This is a genomic window from Kinneretia sp. DJ1R-11 (assembly GCF_025717595.1).
Lineage (GTDB): Bacteria > Pseudomonadota > Gammaproteobacteria > Burkholderiales > Burkholderiaceae_C > Paucibacter_A.
In genome coordinates this window covers 20002-37700 of record NZ_JAJIRR010000006.1, presented here as the reverse complement: position 1 = coordinate 37700, position 17699 = coordinate 20002, and the positions used below count along the sequence as shown (strand labels likewise).

Sequence of the window (17699 nt, the reverse complement as noted above, 5' to 3'; positions counted from 1 at the left end):
GTTTTTTGTTTTGTGCGCGCCGATTTTTTGATCGGCGTTGGATGGGGCAAAAGGCTACCGTTGACTCAGTCCGGCATGCCCATCAGCAGGTCGCCGCCAGCATCGAGCCAGGTCTCCCAATCGCAGTCCTCGACTTCAAGTGTTTGCGGCATCACCGAGGGCAGGGGCGGTGCTGTCGGGGCGATGGTGCCGTGCTGAGATTCGCGCCTATTGCGAGCCTTGATGCGGCGGCGCATGGCATGCTGTGGCGTGCTCGCAGCGTGGACCCGTGGCAGGACCGAACTGAGAAACGATGCGTGGCTGCTGGAACGGTTCTGGAACTGCATGTGGGCTCTCCTGTCGATGGATGCAACTGTCCTCCGAAGGTGGCCGGCTTCACACCCCCGCAAAGGGTGCCCTCCGATGGGGGAGGTGAGCTGGCTTGACCGATGCTCCCAGCTCTGATTGTCCGGCGTGCCCGAGTTTCTGTGACGCTTGGCGTGAAGATGACCAAAATCTCCCCTGAAGACCCCGGCGGTGGTTTCAAGGGTGAGCCCCAACGATGCCACCCCTGTGGCGAATGCAAAGGCACCGTCCTTGCGCGCACGGAGTTCGCCGCGGCTGATGCGAGCGGATGGGTCAATTCCCAGGTTGATGCCGCAGTGGTCAAGCTCTGCAGCCACCGCGACTTCCCCCAGGGCCGACGGCCGGTCAATGCTCGCTGCCTTGTGTGCCGGCAGGGCTGCTCCGTTGATCTGGGCGGCGGCGAAGCTGGCCGCCTGCCGCTGCGACTGTTGCAAGTTCTGCCCTGATCTCAATCGTGTGCGGGGGACAAAAAAATGCCCCGGCAGACTCACAAGCCTGCAGGGGCCGGTTCAGTCGCCCGGAGGCGGCAAACCAATCGATCGGGCATCCGATCGAGGAGACAAAGTGGAACTGAAGTGCGGCGCAGCTTGCTTTTCAGCAGCGAGCGCCCATCGGTCACAATGAATGCCACTATAAGACCAATCAAGGGTCCTGGCTTCGAAGGATTCCAGCTTTCTATTGCCGTTTCTTGCACGATTGAACGAAAGTTACAGGCTTCGTTCTGTGCTGTTTAGAGGCTGGCCGGGGATGCTGATTCCTGTGCGGCCGCTTCCACGGCCTCGCGGGTCAGCGGTGCGGCAAAGGTGGACATGAAAGCGTAGACATAGTCCCGCAGATAGGCGCCGCGGCGGACGGCCAGACGGGTCATGTTGTCGGCGAAGAGATGGCGGGCGTCGATGGCCGAGAGATGCAGGTCGCGCTCGTCGTCGTAAGCGATCGAAGCGACGATGCCAACGCCGAGGCCCAGCTCCACATAGGTCTTGATCACGTCGGCGTCCATGGCGGCCAGCACGACATTGAGTTCCAAGCCAGCAGCGCGGAACGCGTCGTCGATGTGGGAGCGGCCGGTGTAGCCGAGCTCGTAGGTGATGATGGGGAACTTGGACAGTCGCTCCAGGGTCAAGACCTGACCCTCGGCCGCTTCTTTCGCCAGCGCATGGTCGGGTGGTACGACCACCGAGTGGGTCCAGCGGTAGCAGGGCAGGGCGATCAGCTCGTCATACTGGGCCAGGGCCTCGGTGGCGATGCCGATGTCGGCTTCACCGTCGAGCAGCAGTCGGGCCACCTGCTGAGGTGAGCCTTGGTGCAGATGGAGGGCGACATCGGGGTGGGCGGCGCGGAAATCGCGCACCGCCGGCGGCAGGGCATAGCGGGCCTGGCTGTGGGTGGCGGCAATGCGCAAGGTGCCCACGCCGGTGCGGGCGAAGTCATCACCAGCGCGGCGCAGGTTGTCGGCCTCGTGCAGCATGCGTTCGATGATGGGCAGCACATGGCGGCCCGGTTCGGTCAGCCCGGTCAGGCGCTTGCCAGCGCGCATGAAGATCTCGATGCCCAGCTCGTCCTCCAGCTCGCGGATCTGCCGGCTCACGCCCGGCTGCGAAGTGTGCAGGGCATGGGCCACTTCGGTCAGATTGAAGCCGCGACGCTGAGCCTCGCGGATGGAGCGCAGTTGCTGGAAGTTCATGCCTCAGGCTGCCTTGACGGTGCTGGCTGCACGCGGGGTTTCGGAGTTCTGGCCCGCTTCAAACAGGCTCAGGCGGCTGGCCGCCAAGTGCACGCGCTGGCCGCTGTAGAGGCTCAGGGCCTCGGCGCGTTCACGGCTCAGCTCGGCCTCCAGGTGCTGGCCCTTGGGGCCGAGCAGCTCAACGCGAGCGCTGGCGCCAAAGCTCAGCACGCGCTCCACCGTGGCCGACAGGCCTTGGGCATCCGGCGCAGTCAGGATTTGCAGCTCATGCGGGCGGGCATAGGCCTGCACCGGGCCGGTGGTGTTGAAGGTGGCGCCGTGCTGCAGCTGGTGTTCGCCGATGTGGACCACGCCGTTCTCGGCATGGCCCTCGAAGCGGTTGACCGCGCCGAGGAAGCCATAGACGAAGGGCGTCGCCGGCTTTTCATACACCTCTTGCGGCGTGCCGATTTGCTCGACGCGGCCGTGGTCCATCAACACCACGCGGTCGGCCACTTCCAGGGCTTCTTCCTGGTCATGGGTGACGAAGACGCTGGTGATGTGCAGCTCATCGTGCAGGCGGCGCAGCCAGCGGCGCAGCTCCTTGCGCACCTTGGCGTCGAGCGCGCCAAAGGGCTCGTCCAGCAGCAGCACGCGTGGCTCCACCGCCAGGGCGCGGGCCAGTGCGATGCGCTGGCGCTGGCCGCCGCTGAGCTGGGGCGGGAATCGGTCGGCCAACCAGTCCAGTTGCACCAGGTTCAGCAGCTCATGGACCTTTTTGCGGATCACCGCCTCGCTGGGCCGTTCCTTGCGCGGCTTGACGCGCAGACCGAAGGCCACGTTCTCAAACACCGTCATGTGGCGGAACAGGGCGTAATGCTGGAACACAAAGCCGACCTGGCGCTCGCGCACATGGGTGTCGGACGCGTCTTCGCCGTCCAGCAAGACCTGACCCCGGTCGGCCGTCTCCAGGCCGGCAATGATGCGCAAAAGCGTGGTCTTGCCGCAGCCCGAGGGGCCCAGCAGGGCCACCAGCTCGCCGGTGGGGAAGTCGAGGCTGACATCGCCCAGGGCGGTGAAGGCACCGAAGGACTTGTGGATGTTGCGGACTTGGATGCTCATGTCGATGCTTCCTTCAGGGTTCGGTGGGCGCGCCACTCGACGAATTGCTTGAGAACCAGGGTCACCAGGGCCAGCAGGGCCAGCAGGGACGCGACGGCAAAGGCGGCCGCGAACTGGTACTCGTTGTAGAGAATTTCCACGTGCAGAGGCAGGGTGTTGGTGTAGCCGCGGATGTGGCCGGACACCACCGAGACGGCGCCGAACTCGCCCATGGCGCGCGCATTGCACAGGATCACGCCGTAGAGCAGGCCCCACTTCACATTGGGCAAGGTGACGCGCCAGAAGGTCTGCCAGCCCGAGGCGCCCAGCACGGTGGCCGCTTCTTCTTCGTCGCGGCCCTGCGCTTGCATCAGCGGGATCAGCTCGCGCGCCACAAAGGGGAAGGTCACGAAGATGGTGGCCAGCACGATGCCTGGCACGGCGAAGATGATCTTCACATCGTTCGCCTGCAGCCAGGGCCCGAACCAGCCTTGCGCGCCGAACAGCAGCACATAGACCAGGCCCGCCACCACCGGCGAAACCGAGAAGGGCAGGTCGATGAAGGTGATCAGGAGCTGCTTGCCGCGGAAGTCATGCTTGGCCACGGCCCAGGCGGCGCTGACGCCAAAGACCAAGTTCAAGGGCACCGAGATGAAGGCCGCGATCAGGGTCAGTTTGATGGCGGAGACCGCATCGGCCTCGACCAGGGCAGCGATGTAGACATCCCAGCCTCTGCGCAAGGCCTCGTGGAAAACAGCCACCAGGGGCAGCAACAGGAACAGGAAGAAGAAGCTCAGTCCCAGTGTCAGCAGAGTCCAGCGAACCCAGGGAGCCTCGCGGGTGGCGGGGTTGCTCTGGTAGCGGCCGCCGCTGCTCTTTTGCGGCACGCCCAAGGCGGAAACGATGCCGGCCATTATTTGCGTCCTTCCTGTCCGTTGCGGCGCGAGCTCCAGGCTTGCAGGCCATTGATGGCCAGCAGCAGCACGAAGCTGAACATCAGCATCACCGCGGCAATCGCAGTGGCGCCGACATAGTCGTATTGCTCCAGCTTGGAGATGATCATCAGCGGCGTGATTTCGCTGACCATGGGCAGATTGCCGGCAATGAAGATCACTGAACCGTATTCGCCCACGGCGCGCGCAAAGGCCAGGGCGAAGCCGGTCAGCAGGGCCGGCGTCAGCGTCGGCAGCACGACCAGGCGGAAGGTCTGCCAGCGGTGCGCGCCCAGCGAGGCGGCGGCTTCTTCGAGCTCGGTCTCCATGTCCTCCAGCACCGGTTGCACCGTCCGCACGATGAAGGGCAGGCCGATGAAAATCAGGGCCACCAGAATGCCCAGCGGCGTGAAGGCCACCTTGATGCCGTAAGGCGCCAGCAGCGAGCCGAGCCAGCCATTGCCGGCGTACAGCGCCGTCAGCGCAATGCCGGCCACGGCCGTGGGCAAGGCGAAGGGTAGGTCGATCAGCGCATCCACCAGCTTCTTGCCCGGGAACTCATAGCGCACCAGGCTCCAGGCCAGGATCAGGCCGAAGACCAGATTGATCGCGGCTGCGAGCAGTGACAGGCCAAAGCTCAGCTTGTAAGAAGCCACAACCCGCGGCGCACTGGCTGCGGCCCAGAAGGCATCGGCGCCATGGCCTGCCGACTTGATGAACACCGCCGAGAGCGGGATCAGGATGATCAGGCCGAGGTAGAAGAGCGTGAAACCCAGGGTCAAGCCGAAGCCGGGCAGCACGCGGCGCTTGGCCCGGCGCTGGCCCGGCTCCAGCGAAGGCAGCCCGGCCGGACCGGCGCTGCTGGCGATTGCGTGAGAACTCATGAGAAGCGATTCCAGCCCTGAGGTTCAGCGCTTGATGCCGGCGACGATCTGGTCGTACTGGCCACCGTCGGCAAAGTGGGTCTTGCTGACCTTGGCCCAGCCGCCCAGCAATTGGTCGACACTGAACAACTTGATCGGCGCGAAGCGCTTTTCTTCGCGCTTGAACACGGCCGCATCACGCGGGCGGAAGTTGTGGCGGGCGATGATGGACTGGGCCTCGGGCGTGTAGAGGAAGTCCAGGTAGGCCTTGGCGGTGGCGGCTGTGCCTTTCTTGGCGGCGACCTTGTCGTTGATGGCCACGGGCGCGTCGGCTTCAATCGAAACGCTGGGGTTGACCACCTCGAACAAGCCCTTGCCGAATTCGTTTTCGATCAGCTCGGCTTCCGATTCAAAGGTCAGCAGCACGTCACCGATGCCGCGCTGGGTGAAGGTGGTGGTGGCACCGCGGCCACCGCCGTCCAGCACCGGCACATTGGCGAAGATCTTGCTCACCAGCTCCTTGGCCTGCGCTTCAGAGCCGCCCTTGGCCAGCACGCTGCCCCAGGCCGCCAGGTAGCTGTAGCGGCCGTTGCCGGTGACCTTGGGGTTGGGGATGATGACCTGCACACCGGCACGGGTCAGGTCGTTCCAGTCCTTGATGCCCTTGGGGTTGCCTTTGCGAACCAGGAACAGGATGGTGGAGCTGTAGGGGGCCGCGCCGTTGGGGAAGCGGTTGCGCCAGTCGGCCGGGGTGAATCCTTTTTCGGCCAGCACATCGACGTCGGTGGCCTGATTCATGGTCACCACATCGGCTTCCAGGCCGCCGATGACGGCACCGATCTGCTTGCTGGAGCCGCCGTGCGATTGGTTGATGGTCAGGGTCTTGCCGCTCTTGGCCTGGTACTGCTTGATGAAGGCCGGGTTGATCTCTTTGTAGAGCTCGCGGCTCACGTCGTAGGACACGTTCAGCAAGGCATCGGCTGCGCCTTGGGCTTGCGCAGCGGCGGGCATCAGGCTCCAGGCCAGCAGGGCGGTGGCGGCCAGGGCAACGGTGCGGCGGGAGGTCTTGTCCATGATGTGCGGCGGGGCAGGGCATGCCCGTATGTGAGGTCGGACCCGCACTGTGCCTGCCGCTCTTTATTCATGGAACAATAGTTTTTTAATTTGTTTATCTGCGAATCGAATAACGAGCTGAATTGAAAGCCGGCCACCGGCTGCAGGAGTTCGGGCGCTGCTGTCGGCCGCCAGAGGGCGTGAAGCTCCTCTGATTCACTTGGAGCCCACGGTGACCCAGCGCCATTCCAACCAGTTGTCCGGCCGGTGCACCACCTCAACATTGCTGCGCGCTGCCCAGGGGATGAACTGGCGGTGCAGCGGGATGTAATGCACCTGTTCGGCCTGACGCCGGAAGGCCTGCTTGATCAGCAGCTGACGCTTGGCCTCATCGGGCTCCTTGCTGGAGGCGGCGACCAGGGCGTCGAGCTCATCGTCCTTGAAATTGCCTCGGTTGTATTCGCCCACGCCTTTCTCGCCCCGATTGCGGAAATGCGAGGTGAAGATGCTCTCGGGGTCGGTGATGGAGCCGCCCCAGCCGAAGAGATAGGCCGAGGTGTCGAGCTGCTCCAGCTTGCTGAAGATCAGGCCCTTGGGCTGGGCGTTCACACGGGTCTTGATGCCGAGCTTGGCCCATTGCGAGGCCAGGGTCATGCAGATGCGCTCGTCGTTGACATAGCGGTTGTTGGGGCAGTCGAGCGTGAACTCGAAGCCATTGGCGTAGCCGGCCTCGGCCAGCAGCTTTTTGGCGGCCGTCAGGTCGTAGGGCAGGCGGGCTTCCAGGGCCGGGTCCTTGAAGCTGCCCAGGGGCGAGGGCACCAGGGCGCCGGTCGGGGCCGACTGGCCGTTCATCAGCTTGCTCTTGATCAGCTCGATGTCAATGGCCTGGTAGAGCGCGCGCCGCACGCGCACATCCTTGAAGGGGTTCTTGCCTTTGACATTGCTGTAGAGCAGCTCGTCGCGGCCCTGATCCAGGCCGATGAAGATGATGCGGTTCTCGGGGCCGTTGATGATCTTGACGCCGGGCGTGCGCGACAGGTTTTCCAGATCACGCGGCGAGGGGTCGAGCACGAAGTCCACCTCGCCCGAGACCAGGGCGGCGGTGCGGGTGGCGTCGCTCTTGATCGGCGTGTAAATCACCTCCTGCACATTGCCCTCGATTTGGCCCCAGTACTTGGGGTTGCGCTTGAACACCGTCTTGCTGTCTGGCGCGCGGCTGACCAGCATGAAGGGGCCGGTGCCGTTGGCGTTGAAGGCGGCGTAGGACTCTTCCTTGGATGAGAAATCCTGGGTGCGCGTGGCCTTGTGGGCCTCGGCCCAGCCGCGGCTCATGATGTAGAGGGTGGCCAGGTGCTGCAGAAAGACCGGGTTCACCTGGGGCAGCTTGAACTCCACGGTCATCTCGTCCACCTTGCGCGGCTCGCCCACCGCATTGGCATACATGGCGATCTGCGAGCTCGGCTGCTGGGCGCGCTGAATGGAGAAGACCACATCGTCGGCCGTGAAGGGCCGGCCGTCGTGGAACTTCACGCCCGGGCGCAGCTTCAGTCGCCAGCTCTGCGGGCCCAACTGCTTCCACTCGGTGGCCAGCTGCGGCACCAGGTTCAGCTGCCGGTCGCGCGTGACCAGGAACTCATAGATCTGGCCGTTGACGGTGTTGGTCAGGGTTTCGTTCTGGGCATAGGGGTCCAGTGTCAGCGGGTCGCCAGCGCTGGCCCAGCGCAGGGTTTGGGCTTGGGCCGGGGCCGGGGCCAGCAAGCCCAGGGCGGCACTCAAGAGACAGGCCAGCAAGGGCGATTTCATGAAGGGGACTCCGGGGAACAAAAGCAGGTGGGCATGGGGGAGGGGCGGCAGTGTACGCAAACCGCTCCCTCGGCGTGCCCCGAGTGGCCAATGGTCGCAGCTTTGCCATTGCCATTGCGAAGATCGTCTTGCGAAAAGCTTCGTAGACAAGGAGACTGCTATGCGGTTTGAATGCCGGGCTGATGGCCGGAGCAGACCCCTCCGGTCTCAAGACCGGCCCAGCGCCCCTCAATGCATCCACGGAGCCGCGACCCATGACACGTTTGACCGCCCAGGATTTCTCGCCCGAGATCCTCCAGCTCTTCGACCACTATGTGCACGGGGGGCTCAGCCGCCGTGGCTTTCTGGACCAGGCCCAGCGCGCCCTGGGCAGCGCGGCCGCGGCCACGGCCACCCTGGCCGCTCTGTCGCCGCGCTTTGCGGTCGCCCAGCAGGTCAAGCCCGACGATGCGCGCATCAGCACGCGCTGGCTGGAGATCGATTCGCCGCAGGGCAATGGCCGAGTGCGTGGTTATCTGGCCCGGCCCGCCGGCGCCAAGGGCCGCCTGCCTTCGGTGCTGGTGGTCCATGAGAACCGCGGCTTGAACCCGCATATCGAGGACATCACGCGCCGCCTGGCCTTGGACGGCTTCCTGGCGTTTGCGCCCGATGCCCTGTTCAATCTCGGTGGCTATCCCGGCGACGAAGACAAGGCGCGCGAGCTCTTCGGCAAGCTCGATGCCGGCAAGACCCGGGCCGATTTCGTGGCCGCGGCCCGCGCGCTGCAGGCCTTGTCTGAGGGCAATGGCCGTGTGGGCGTCGTCGGTTTCTGCTTCGGCGGCGGCATCGCCAACTACCTGGCCACTCAGCTGCCCGACCTGGCCGCTGCCGTGCCTTTCTATGGCGGCCAGCCGCCGGCCGAGGAAGTGCCCAAGATCAAGGCGCCCTTGCTGATCCATTACGCCGCCCAGGACGAACGCATCAACGCTGGCTGGCCCAAGTACGAAGCCGCGCTCAAGGCGGCCGGTGTGTCGTTTGAGGCGCACATCTACGCCGGCACCCAGCACGGCTTCAACAACGACACCACGCCGCGCTTCGATGCCGAGGCGGCCAAGCTGGCCTGGCAGCGCACGGTGGACTTTTTCAAGGCCAAGCTGGCTTGATGTTGATGCATCGATGAGCTTGTCAGGGCAAGGTCATGGGCAGGCGGCGATGATCTGCCGCTGCGTTTTATTTCAACTCCATTCCCTGCTTGCCCATGTCTGATCTGAGCTCCTTCGCCATCAGCCGCAAATGGCCGGCCCGCCATCCCGAGCGCCTGCAGCTCTACTCGCTGCCCACGCCCAATGGCGTCAAGGTTTCGATCGCGCTGGAGGAGCTCGGTCTGCCCTACGAGGCGCACCGCGTCAGCTTCGACAGCCAGGACCAGTTGTCGCCCGAGTTTCTGTCCCTGAATCCGAACAACAAGATTCCCGCCATCCTGGACCCGCAGGGGCCAGGTGCCGCGCCGCTGGCGCTCTGGGAATCCGGCGCCATCCTGGTCTATCTGGCCGAGAAGACCGGGCAGCTTTTGCCCACCGATGCGGCACGCCGTTATGAGACTTTGCAGTGGCTGATGTTTCAGATGGGCGGCGTCGGCCCCATGTTTGGCCAGCTCGGTTTCTTTCACAAATTCGCCGGCAAGGACTACGAAGACAAGCGCCCGCGCGATCGCTATGTGGCAGAGTCGCGCCGCTTGCTGGCTGTCCTGAATCAGCGCCTCGCTGGGCGCAGCTGGCTGATGGGCGATGACTACACCGTGGCCGATATTGCGGTGCTGCCCTGGGTCAGCAATCTGCTGAACTTCTACGGCGCCGGCGACCTGGTTGGCTTTGCAGATTTTCCCGAGGTCGACCGGGTGCTGCGCAGCTTTCTGGCCCGCCCGGCCGTGCAGCGCGGTTTGCTGCAGCCAGGCACGCCTTGAGCGCCAGCCCCTCCAATGGGGGCCCTCTTTGGAGTTAGAGCGAAATGCAGCGCCGGCGCGCACAGTGCACCGCAAGCGGGATGTTCCGCGGCGCACAGGAGCTCATCATGCATTTCGAAGAAGTCGACACCGGTGACTACCGCATCTACGCAGGAGCCATGAACCGCCTGAACAGCTATGGCTATGTGGCCGCCGTGGTGGTGGTTCGTGTGCGCGGCCAGCAGGCGCGGCAAGAGGCCTTTCGGGATGAGAGCCTGGCGGGAGGTTTTGGCTGGTCTTCGCCGGCTGAGGCCCTGCGCTTTGCCATCAATGCCGGCCGCGACTTCGTGATGTGCAGGGTCGGCGCCCTGGCCTGAAACGCTGGCCCGCGCTGTGGCCTGTGGCTGAAAAGCGCCGTTCCCTGGGGCGGGCGGCAGTCGCCCAAGGTCGATAAACCGCTGTTCGTCGCCTCGGCGCCGGCAAAGCCTTGGTCGCCGGGCGCACAGCGGCTACGCTGGCCGCATGTTGAAAGTTCCCTCTCCGCTGAGCCGTTCGGTTGCAAGCTCTAGCAGCGCCACCAGCCCGATCGGTGGGCTGCTCCCTCCGGCCGAGCTGGCCGAGTCGGCCGTGCTCAGTCAAGGCGAAGCCTGGCAGGCCTTTCTGGCCTATCTGAACCCCAGCCGGGTCTTGTCGACCTTGGGTCTGGCCGGCTTTGCGGCCTTGCTCTTGTCGCCGATCTTCGCCACCAGCTTCCCGGTGCTGCTGGGGCGCACGCTCTTCGTGGGCCTGCTCGGTCTGCTGGCATTTGCTGCAGCGGGCCATTGGCCCCGCCGCTTGCCCAAATGGTTGGGGCGCTGGCTGATGCAGGTCCTGGCCGTGGTGCTGATGGTGCCCACCGCCACCTTGGTGGTGTATCTGGTGGCCGTAGGCGGCGATCTGCAGCGTTTGCTGAACAGTGAGAACCGCATCTTTGGCTTCCTCTGGATCGCCGGTTCCGGCCTGCTGGTGGCACCTTTGCTGGCCATGGGCGCGCTCTACCGGCAGCGCGACGCCGAGGCACGCAGCCAAGCCTTGCGTTTTGAGCTGGAGCGCAGCGAACTCGAGCGTCAGGCCCTGGATGTACGCCTGCGTCTGTTGCAGGCCCAGGTGGAACCGCATTTCCTGTTCAACACCCTGGCCAATGTGCGTGCCTTGGTCGAGACCGGCAGCCCGCAGGCGGCGCCGGTGCTGCGCAGCCTGATCGCTTACCTGCGCGCCGCCATGCCGCGCCTGCAGAACGAAGCGGCCACGCTGGGCGACGAGCTGACCCTCGTGCGTGCCTACCTCGAGCTGATGCACCTGCGCATGCCCGACCGCCTCAGTTTCGAGATCCAGCTGCCTCAGACCCTGGAGGCCTTGCGCTTCCCGCCCATGGCCTTGCTGACCTTGGTGGAGAACGCGGTGCGCCATGGCATCGATCCCAGCGAAGAGGGCGGCCATATCGAACTCGGCGCCGCGCGCGAGGGAGATTCGGGCTCGGTGCGGCTCTGGGTCAGCGACAGCGGCATCGGTCTGCAGCAGAGTGGCGGCAGCGGTACCGGTTTGCGCAATCTGCGCGAGCGCCTCAAGGTCTTTTACCCGGCCGGCGCCCAGCTGACCCTGAGTGAAAATTCGCCGCACGGCTTGCGCGCCGAGATCGAGTTCCAGCCATGAATCCAAACCCCTTGCCGAACAGGCCCGAGCACTCCGCAGCGGCCACAGGGCCCACGGCCTTGGTCGCCGATGACGAGCCGCTGCTGCGCGACAGCCTGGTGCGCGCACTGGCGCAGGCCTGGCCTGAGCTGCAGGTGCTGGGTCAGGCGCGAAATGGCCGCGAGGCGGTGGAGAAGTTCGAGCAGCTGCGGCCCGATATCGTCTTTCTCGATGTCCATATGCCGGGCATCAATGGCGTGGAAGCAGCCCGTCAGCTGGCTCGGCGCGCCCACATCGTGTTCGTCACCGCCTATGAGCAGTACGCCGTCCAGGCTTTCGAGCAAGGGGCTTTGGACTATCTGGTCAAGCCGGTCGAAGAGGCTCGCCTGGCCGACACCGTGGCCCGGCTCAAGCAGCGTTTCGCCGAGAAGCCGCAGCAGCAGCAGCAACAGCCGCAGGCCGCGGAACAATCTGCGGCGGCGCTGGATGCTGTGCTCGCCCAGTTGCTGGAGCGGCTCCACCGCTCGCCGACGGCGAGCGCGGCCATGCCCTCAGACGCGTTGGCAAGCACCTCGTCGACCACCTCGCCGGCCGGGCCGTTTTTGCAATGGATACGCGCCTCGGTCGGCGCCAGTTTGAAGCTGATCCCGGTCGACGAAATCATCTATTTGCGCTCGGACGAGAAGTACACCCTGGTGGTCTGGCCCGAGGGCGAGGCCTTGATCCGCACGCCCATCCGCGAGCTGATGGAGCAGATCGACCCGCAGCGTTTTGCCCAGGTCCACCGCTCGGTGGTGGTCAATCTGCATGCCATCAGCCATGTCACCCGCGGCCCGAACGAGACCGCCGATGTGCATCTGAAGGAGCGGCCCGAGGTGCTGCCGGTCAGCCGCAGCTACTTGCATCTGTTCCGGCAGATGTAGCTGTTTGCGATGTCGCCGCCGTGCTCACTGCGAGCCTTGCGGCATGAAAAAAGCGGCCGAAGCCGCTTTGCTGAGGGTTGCACTGCGGGTGCGATCAGATCGCTTCCGTGCGAGCCATCAGCCAGGTCAGGCCGGCGCCACTGAGCAGCGGGCTCAGGCGGCGGCGAACTTCGGCGTGGTACTGGTTCAGCCAGGCGATCTCGTCCGCGCGCATCAGACTCAGGTCGATACAGCGGGTCTCGATCGGGCACAGGGTCAGGGTCTCGAAGCGCAGCATCTCGCCAAACTGGCCGCGCTCGGGGGTTTCCAGGCCGGTGTTGAGTACCAGGTTCTCGATGCGCACGCCCCATTGGCCCGGGCGATAGAGGCCTGGTTCGATCGAGGTGATCATGCCGTGCTCCATGGCCATGGTCGCGTCCGGCACGGCCTTCGAGATGCTTTGCGGGCCTTCATGGACGTTCATGAAGTAGCCGACGCCGTGGCCGGTGCCGTGGCTGTAGTCCAAGCCATGCTCCCACAGCGGGCTGCGCGCTAGCGCGTCCAGCATGGGGCTGAGCGTGCCGCGCGGGAAGCAGGCGCGCGAGAGGTTGATCGTGCCCTTGAGCACCAGGGTGTAGTCGCGCTTTTGCGCGGCGCTGACCTCGCCGATGCCCCAGACGCGGGTGATGTCGGTGGTGCCGCCCAGGTACTGGCCGCCCGAATCGATCAGCAGCAGGCCCTTGCCTTCGATCACGCTGTGCGAGGCCGGCGTGGCGCGGTAGTGCGGCATGGCGCCATTGGCATTGAAACCGGCGATGGTGGGGAAGCTCAGGCCCTTGAAGCCGGGGCGCCGCGCGCGTGCGGCCGTCAGCTCTTCGTCGATGGTCAGCTCGGTGATGCGCTGCTGGCCCAGTGCGCCTTCCAGCCAGGCGTAAAACTCGCACATGGCGGCGCCGTCTTGCTCCATGGCTTCGCGCACAAAGGCCGCTTCGGCGGCGGTCTTGCGGCTCTTGGCCAGGGTGCTGGGGTTGATGGCTTCACGCACGCTGGCGCTGGCCGGCACGGCTTGGCGCAGGCCGAAGGTGACGCGCTTGGGGTCCATCAGCACGCGCGCATCGGCCGGCAGGGCGGTCAGGGCTGTGGCGGCTGCAGCGTAGGGGCGCATGCTCACGCCGTCGGCGGCCAGGCGGGCCTGCAGGGCGGCGTCGATCTTGCCTTCGGCCACGAACAGGGTGGCGGCCTGTGCGTCCAGCAGCACATGGGCCATGAAGACCGGGTTGTAGTCGACGTCGGCACCGCGCAGGTTCAGCAACCAGGCCACGTCGTCGACGCTGCTGATGAAGTGGTGGCTGCAGCCTTGGGTGGCCACGGCGGCGCGTATGGCGGCCAGCTTGTCGGCGCGGCTGACGGTGGCCTGCGGGGCGGCGTGTTCCCAGACGGTGCTGTCAGGCAGGCCCGGGCGCTCGGCCCAGACTTCGTCGACCAGGTCGATGTCGGTGCGCAGGGTGATGCGCGCCTCGGTCATGGCCGTGCTCAGCAGGCGTGCCAGGGCCAGGCCCAGCACTTGGCCGTCTACAGCCAAGGTCTGGCCGGCTTGCAGCTGGGAGGCGATCCAGGCGATGTAGTCGGTGGCCGCACCGCTCATGACCTTGACCAGCTCGATGCCGGTGCCGGCCAGTTCGGTCTCGGCCTGGGTCCAGTAGCGGCTGTCGGCAAAGATGGCGGCGCGTTCGCGCGTCACTACCAGGGTGCCGACCGAGCCGGTGAAGCCCGACAGCCACTGGCGTGCCTGCCAGCGCTCGGGCAGGTATTCGGACAGATGCGGGTCGGCCGAAGGCACCAACACAGCGTGTGCATTGTTGCGCTGCAGGGCGTCACGCATCTTCTCAATGCGCAGGGTCAAGGTGGAAGTGCGGGCGTCCATGGTCTGGTCTCCGAAGCGGTCGAGCGGCGCGGGTGTGCGCCGGAAGTGGGCGGAATTGTAGGTGGCACGGCATGGCTGAGGGGCAGGGCTGGTGCCAAGACAGGCCGGATTCAAGCGGGCGGCAACCGCAGTTCGAACAAGCAGCCCCCTTGGGCATGGTTGTGGGCGCTGATGGAGCCGCCATGCGCGGCCATGATGCGGCGCGAGATCGCCAGACCGAGGCCGATATTGCCAATACCGGGCTTGTGGTCGCGGCCCTGCACGAAGGGTGCGAACACCAGGTCGAGCTCGGCCGGTGAAATCCCGGGGCCGTGGTCGCGCACGCTCAGGCACAGGCCGGCGGCGTCCTGGCTGGCGCTCATCTCGACGCTCGATCCCTTGGGGCTGAAGCGCAAGGCGTTGTCCAGCACATTGTGCAAGGCCTGCTGCAGGCGAGCGGGTTCGACCGCGGCGCGCAGCTCTTGGGGAGGCAGCTGCAGGTTCAGCTGCACGCCGGCCTGCTCGGCCTGGGCTTGAAGCTCGCGTGACAGGGCGATCAGCAAGGGGCTCAGGTCTTGCACCGTCAAGCTGAGCTGGCCCGCAGTGCTTTCCAGCCGCGACAGGTCGAGCAGCTTGTCCACCAGCTCGAGCATGCGCTGGCTGGCGGCATGGATGCGCGCGAACATGTCCTGCAGGCGCGGCGTTTCTCCGCTGCGGCCCACACCCAGCTCCGAGAAGCCGATGATGCTTTGCAGCGGCGTCCGCAGTTCGTGGCTCATATGGGTGACGAACTCACTCTTGACGTTGTTGGCGCGCTCAGCGGCATCACGCGCTTCGCGGGTCTGGCGTTCGGCCTCGACAAAACGGCTGATGTCGATGGCGCTGCCCAGCACACCGGCGGTGCGGCCCTGGGCGTCGGTGAAGACGGTGCGGTGGGTCAGCAGATCTCGCCCGTCCTCTTGGACCTCCAGCTGCTCGCTGCCGCCGCGGCGCAGCAGGCATGCGTCCTGCTCCTCGGCCTGGCGGGCCAGCGTAGCCGGGCGCAGTTCGCTCAGGCGGCGGCCCAGGGCCAAGTCTTTGTCGACCCCGGCCATTTCGCTCCAGGCTTGGTTGACCATGACAAAGCGCAGGCCCAGGTCCTTGGCGAAGATGGGAATTGGACAGACGTCGATCAGCCGCGCCGTGAAATCGAGCTGGGCCTGCAGACGCTGGCGGGCATCCTCGCGCTCGGTCACATCGATGGCAAAACCGACGAAGCCGCCAATCTGGCCGTTGTCCAGACGCACGGCCGTGACACTGACCTCCAGCACCCTTTGGCGTCCTTGCTGACTTTGCAGTCGCAATGCGATCGGCAGATTCAGCAGGGCATTGCCCGCGTGGAAGAGGCTGCGCGCGCGCGCCTGGTCGCGTGGGTCGATCAGGGCTTCGAATTGGGTACCCAGCTTCGCACCCTGCTTGCCAAGGAAATCGGCATGGTTGATGAACTGCAAGCGACCTTCAGCATCGGTGCGGAACATCAACTCCTGCACGCTGCTGATCAGCAGTCTTTGTTCGCCCTCTTTGCGTGCCAGATCGGCATGGGCAGCCTGCAGATCATGGCGGGCCAGGTCATAGGCGGCCAGAGCACGCCAAGCCAGGGCGCCCAGCAGGGCCATCAGTGCCAGACCGGACAGCACGCTCAGGCCGACGACCTGGGCGCGCTGTGCGAAATGCTCGGCCAGAAGGCTTTGCGAGCGCTCGACGATCAGCACCCAAGGGTAGTTGCGCGTCAGGCGGTAGCTGCCCAGCGCTGGCTCGCCGTCCAGGCCTTCGGCCGTGCTGTAGCTGCCGAACTCCCGGTTTTGCACCAGATTCTTGAAAACCTCGTGGGAGGGCAGCAAGCTGCCTGGCGCCAGATTGAGGGCCTGGTTCGCAGCGATCAGCTGGCCTTGGAGATTGAACAAACCCACCCGGTGGCTGCTTTGCCCAAGCTGACGCTCGAACAGATTGGCAAAGTAATCGGGATTGAGCACTGCAATCAAATGGCGAGCCCCTTGGCTTTGCTTCACGGTCATGCTGAAGGCCAGCAGCGATGCGCCCGAGGCCGGGGCCGGGGCCTGCAACTCATACAGGTCGCGCCCGGCGATCAAGCTGCCCAGGCCAGGGCCACCATCGCTGGGCAGCAGCCGGGCCAGTTCCACCCTGCGGCCTTGGTTGTCCGGGTTGCTACTGGCCAGCACCAGACCATGCTCATCAAGCAGGGAAAAGCTGCGTACAAAGGGCAGGTTGCTCAGGCTCTGGCTGAGCAGGCGGTCGATGGCCCGGCTGTTCCCCGGGCTCGCTTCCAGGCTTTCCAGGCTGCGCGCCACGCCCAGCAAGGCCAGCTCGGAACTGCCCAGGGCCTGGTTGCTTTGGACCTCCAGGGTGTGCGCGTAGAAAGTGCAGTGTTCACTTTCGGCTTGGCGCTCCTGACTGTTGACCAGCCAGAGAAAGCCCGCACCAAGCAGCACCAGGGCCAGGCTCAGCAAGCTGCAGCCCCAGATGGCCACGCGGCCATTCACCCAGGCGGGAAGCTGCGGTGCTCGGTGGCTGCTCATGAAGGCCAAGTTGGACGCGCTACAGGCTTCAGCGTTTCAGCACGATGTCGCTGAGCCCATGCTTGCGGGCCGCCGCGGCCAGGCGCCCGTCGCCCTGGATGGCGCTGACAAAACCGTTCAGGCGCTGCAGCCATTCCTCGTCACCGGGCTTGGCGGCATAGGCGTATGGCATGACTGAGAAGGGTGTGGGCGGCGACACCAGTCGGGCCCAGTCGGCCTTGTCCAGCAGGCGGCGGCTGTAAGGGTAGTCGGTCATGAAGATGTCGACCCGGCCCGCTTCGAGCTCCTGCTCGCGTGTTTGCGGGGGGCGAATCACCACCGTCTGCGCCTGCTTCAGCCAGGCGCTGACGATGGGTTCCATGAAAGTGCCGGCCTGCACCGCCACCTTGACGCCGGGCTTGTCGATGTCGGCCCAGCTGCGGATGCTGCGGCTGGATCGGGTGGTGATGCCGTAGACATCGCTCTGCAAATAGGGTTTGCTGAAGCTCAGCTGCTGGCGCCGCTCGGCCGTCATGCCAATGGCGAACATGGCGACATCGCAACGATCGCTGCGCAGATCCTCGATCAAGCTGGCGAAAGACGATTCGACATGCTCGAGCTTGACGCCCAGATCCTGGGCCAGGGCGGCGGAGAGGTCGATGTCGATGCCGATCAGCTCCTGGGTGCGCGGGCTGCGGAAGGTGACGCCGTAATAGGCCGGCCAAATGCATACGCGCAGCAGCTGGCTGCGCTGCACCCGTGTCAGGACCTCTCCGGCCTGGGCCGGGACTGGCGCGGCGCTCAGGAATGCCAAACAGCCCAGGCCAGCCAAGACAGGGGCAAGGCCTGGAATACGGATCGAACTGCGCATGACAAAAACCCCTGTGTGCGGCATGCATCCAGGCACCGTTGTTGGGGCCGTCCAGGGCCCGGTGCTCCCACGGGCTGCCGTCTTCGGCGACTGTATAGCAAAGCCCAGGGCGTTTA

At 65.4% G+C, this 17699-nt stretch carries 15 protein-coding genes; 5 read left to right on the top strand and 10 right to left on the bottom strand.

Features of this window, described 5'->3' with window-relative positions:
- Positions 1 to 65: 65 nt before the first annotated feature.
- From LNV23_RS11905 to LNV23_RS11875, 7 genes are all read right to left on the bottom strand, one after another.
- Complete coding sequence (locus tag LNV23_RS11905) at positions 66 to 779, bottom strand: hypothetical protein (protein ID WP_263563178.1); 714 nt, start codon at positions 777 to 779, stop codon at positions 66 to 68.
- 296 nt (positions 780 to 1075) lie between these two features.
- A complete protein-coding gene (locus LNV23_RS11900; protein WP_263563177.1) occupies positions 1076 to 2029 on the bottom strand; it encodes a CysB family HTH-type transcriptional regulator in 954 nt (317 codons plus the stop codon).
- Positions 2030 to 2032: 3 nt separating this feature from the next.
- A complete protein-coding gene (locus tag LNV23_RS11895) occupies positions 2033 to 3130 on the bottom strand; it encodes a sulfate/molybdate ABC transporter ATP-binding protein (RefSeq protein ID WP_263563176.1) in 1098 nt (365 codons plus the stop codon).
- Positions 3127 to 4023 carry a sulfate ABC transporter permease subunit CysW gene (gene cysW / locus LNV23_RS11890; RefSeq protein WP_263563175.1) on the bottom strand — a complete coding sequence of 299 codons (897 nt, stop codon included), beginning with the start codon at positions 4021 to 4023 and terminating at the stop codon, positions 3127 to 3129. Before cysW ends, LNV23_RS11895 begins: the two co-directional genes overlap by 4 nt.
- Positions 4023 to 4925 carry a sulfate ABC transporter permease subunit CysT gene (gene cysT, locus LNV23_RS11885; protein ID WP_263563174.1) on the bottom strand — a complete coding sequence of 301 codons (903 nt, stop codon included), beginning with the start codon at positions 4923 to 4925 and terminating at the stop codon, positions 4023 to 4025. Before cysT ends, cysW begins: the two co-directional genes overlap by 1 nt.
- Before the next feature lie 24 nt (positions 4926 to 4949).
- The gene (locus tag LNV23_RS11880) at positions 4950 to 5978 is read right to left on the bottom strand and encodes a sulfate ABC transporter substrate-binding protein (protein WP_411910572.1); all 1029 of its coding nucleotides are present in this window, start codon (positions 5976 to 5978) and stop codon (positions 4950 to 4952) included.
- A gap of 195 nt (positions 5979 to 6173) precedes the next feature.
- Positions 6174 to 7760 carry an ABC transporter substrate-binding protein gene (locus LNV23_RS11875; RefSeq protein ID WP_263563173.1) on the bottom strand — a complete coding sequence of 529 codons (1587 nt, stop codon included), beginning with the start codon at positions 7758 to 7760 and terminating at the stop codon, positions 6174 to 6176.
- A 254-nt stretch (positions 7761 to 8014) separates the two neighbouring features.
- Here LNV23_RS11875 and LNV23_RS11870 point away from each other — a divergent pair, with 254 nt between their 5' ends.
- From LNV23_RS11870 to LNV23_RS11850, 5 genes are all read left to right on the top strand, one after another.
- Complete coding sequence (locus tag LNV23_RS11870) at positions 8015 to 8902, top strand: dienelactone hydrolase family protein (protein WP_263563172.1); 888 nt, start codon at positions 8015 to 8017, stop codon at positions 8900 to 8902.
- Positions 8903 to 8997: 95 nt separating this feature from the next.
- Positions 8998 to 9702: a glutathione S-transferase N-terminal domain-containing protein gene (locus LNV23_RS11865; protein WP_263563171.1), complete on the top strand. Its 705-nt coding sequence runs from the start codon at positions 8998 to 9000 to the stop codon at positions 9700 to 9702.
- A 107-nt stretch (positions 9703 to 9809) separates the two neighbouring features.
- Positions 9810 to 10058 carry a hypothetical protein gene (locus LNV23_RS11860; protein WP_263519830.1) on the top strand — a complete coding sequence of 83 codons (249 nt, stop codon included), beginning with the start codon at positions 9810 to 9812 and terminating at the stop codon, positions 10056 to 10058.
- Positions 10059 to 10203: 145 nt separating this feature from the next.
- Positions 10204 to 11373, top strand: a complete 1170-nt coding sequence (locus tag LNV23_RS11855; RefSeq protein WP_263563170.1) for a sensor histidine kinase — start codon at positions 10204 to 10206, stop codon at positions 11371 to 11373.
- Positions 11370 to 12275 (top strand): LytR/AlgR family response regulator transcription factor, encoded by a 906-nt coding sequence (locus LNV23_RS11850; protein ID WP_263563169.1) that lies wholly within the window; start codon positions 11370 to 11372, stop codon positions 12273 to 12275. Before LNV23_RS11855 ends, LNV23_RS11850 begins: the two co-directional genes overlap by 4 nt.
- A 94-nt stretch (positions 12276 to 12369) precedes the next feature.
- Here the strand turns inward: LNV23_RS11850 and LNV23_RS11845 are convergent, their stop codons facing one another.
- The 3 genes from LNV23_RS11845 to LNV23_RS11835 form a co-directional block, all read right to left on the bottom strand.
- On the bottom strand, positions 12370 to 14178 hold the full coding sequence (locus LNV23_RS11845; protein WP_263563168.1) for an aminopeptidase P family protein: 1809 nt from the start codon (positions 14176 to 14178) through the stop codon (positions 12370 to 12372).
- Between the two features lie 110 nt (positions 14179 to 14288).
- Complete coding sequence (locus LNV23_RS11840) at positions 14289 to 16733, bottom strand: sensor histidine kinase (protein ID WP_263563167.1); 2445 nt, start codon at positions 16731 to 16733, stop codon at positions 14289 to 14291.
- A 28-nt stretch (positions 16734 to 16761) separates the two neighbouring features.
- Positions 16762 to 17583, bottom strand: a complete 822-nt coding sequence (locus LNV23_RS11835; RefSeq protein ID WP_263563166.1) for an ABC transporter substrate-binding protein — start codon at positions 17581 to 17583, stop codon at positions 16762 to 16764.
- Positions 17584 to 17699 lie beyond the last annotated feature (116 nt).

Bases quoted from the DNA above. Each gene is read 5' to 3' on its own strand.
- LNV23_RS11900 (WP_263563177.1), bottom strand. From the start codon at position 2,029: ATGAACTTCCAGCAACTGCGCTCCATCCGCGAGGCTCAGCGTCGCGGC.
- LNV23_RS11895 (WP_263563176.1), bottom strand. From the start codon at position 3,130: ATGAGCATCCAAGTCCGCAACATCCACAAGTCCTTCGGTGCCTTCACC.
- cysW (WP_263563175.1), bottom strand. From the start codon at position 4,023: ATGGCCGGCATCGTTTCCGCCTTGGGCGTGCCGCAAAAGAGCAGCGGC.
- cysT (WP_263563174.1), bottom strand. From the start codon at position 4,925: ATGAGTTCTCACGCAATCGCCAGCAGCGCCGGTCCGGCCGGGCTGCCT.
- LNV23_RS11880 (WP_411910572.1), bottom strand. From the start codon at position 5,978: ATGGACAAGACCTCCCGCCGCACCGTTGCCCTGGCCGCCACCGCCCTG.
- LNV23_RS11875 (WP_263563173.1), bottom strand. From the start codon at position 7,760: ATGAAATCGCCCTTGCTGGCCTGTCTCTTGAGTGCCGCCCTGGGCTTG.
- LNV23_RS11870 (WP_263563172.1), top strand. From the start codon at position 8,015: ATGACACGTTTGACCGCCCAGGATTTCTCGCCCGAGATCCTCCAGCTC.
- LNV23_RS11865 (WP_263563171.1), top strand. From the start codon at position 8,998: ATGTCTGATCTGAGCTCCTTCGCCATCAGCCGCAAATGGCCGGCCCGC.
- LNV23_RS11860 (WP_263519830.1), top strand. From the start codon at position 9,810: ATGCATTTCGAAGAAGTCGACACCGGTGACTACCGCATCTACGCAGGA.
- LNV23_RS11855 (WP_263563170.1), top strand. From the start codon at position 10,204: ATGTTGAAAGTTCCCTCTCCGCTGAGCCGTTCGGTTGCAAGCTCTAGC.
- LNV23_RS11850 (WP_263563169.1), top strand. From the start codon at position 11,370: ATGAATCCAAACCCCTTGCCGAACAGGCCCGAGCACTCCGCAGCGGCC.
- LNV23_RS11845 (WP_263563168.1), bottom strand. From the start codon at position 14,178: ATGGACGCCCGCACTTCCACCTTGACCCTGCGCATTGAGAAGATGCGT.
- LNV23_RS11840 (WP_263563167.1), bottom strand. From the start codon at position 16,733: ATGAGCAGCCACCGAGCACCGCAGCTTCCCGCCTGGGTGAATGGCCGC.
- LNV23_RS11835 (WP_263563166.1), bottom strand. From the start codon at position 17,583: ATGCGCAGTTCGATCCGTATTCCAGGCCTTGCCCCTGTCTTGGCTGGC.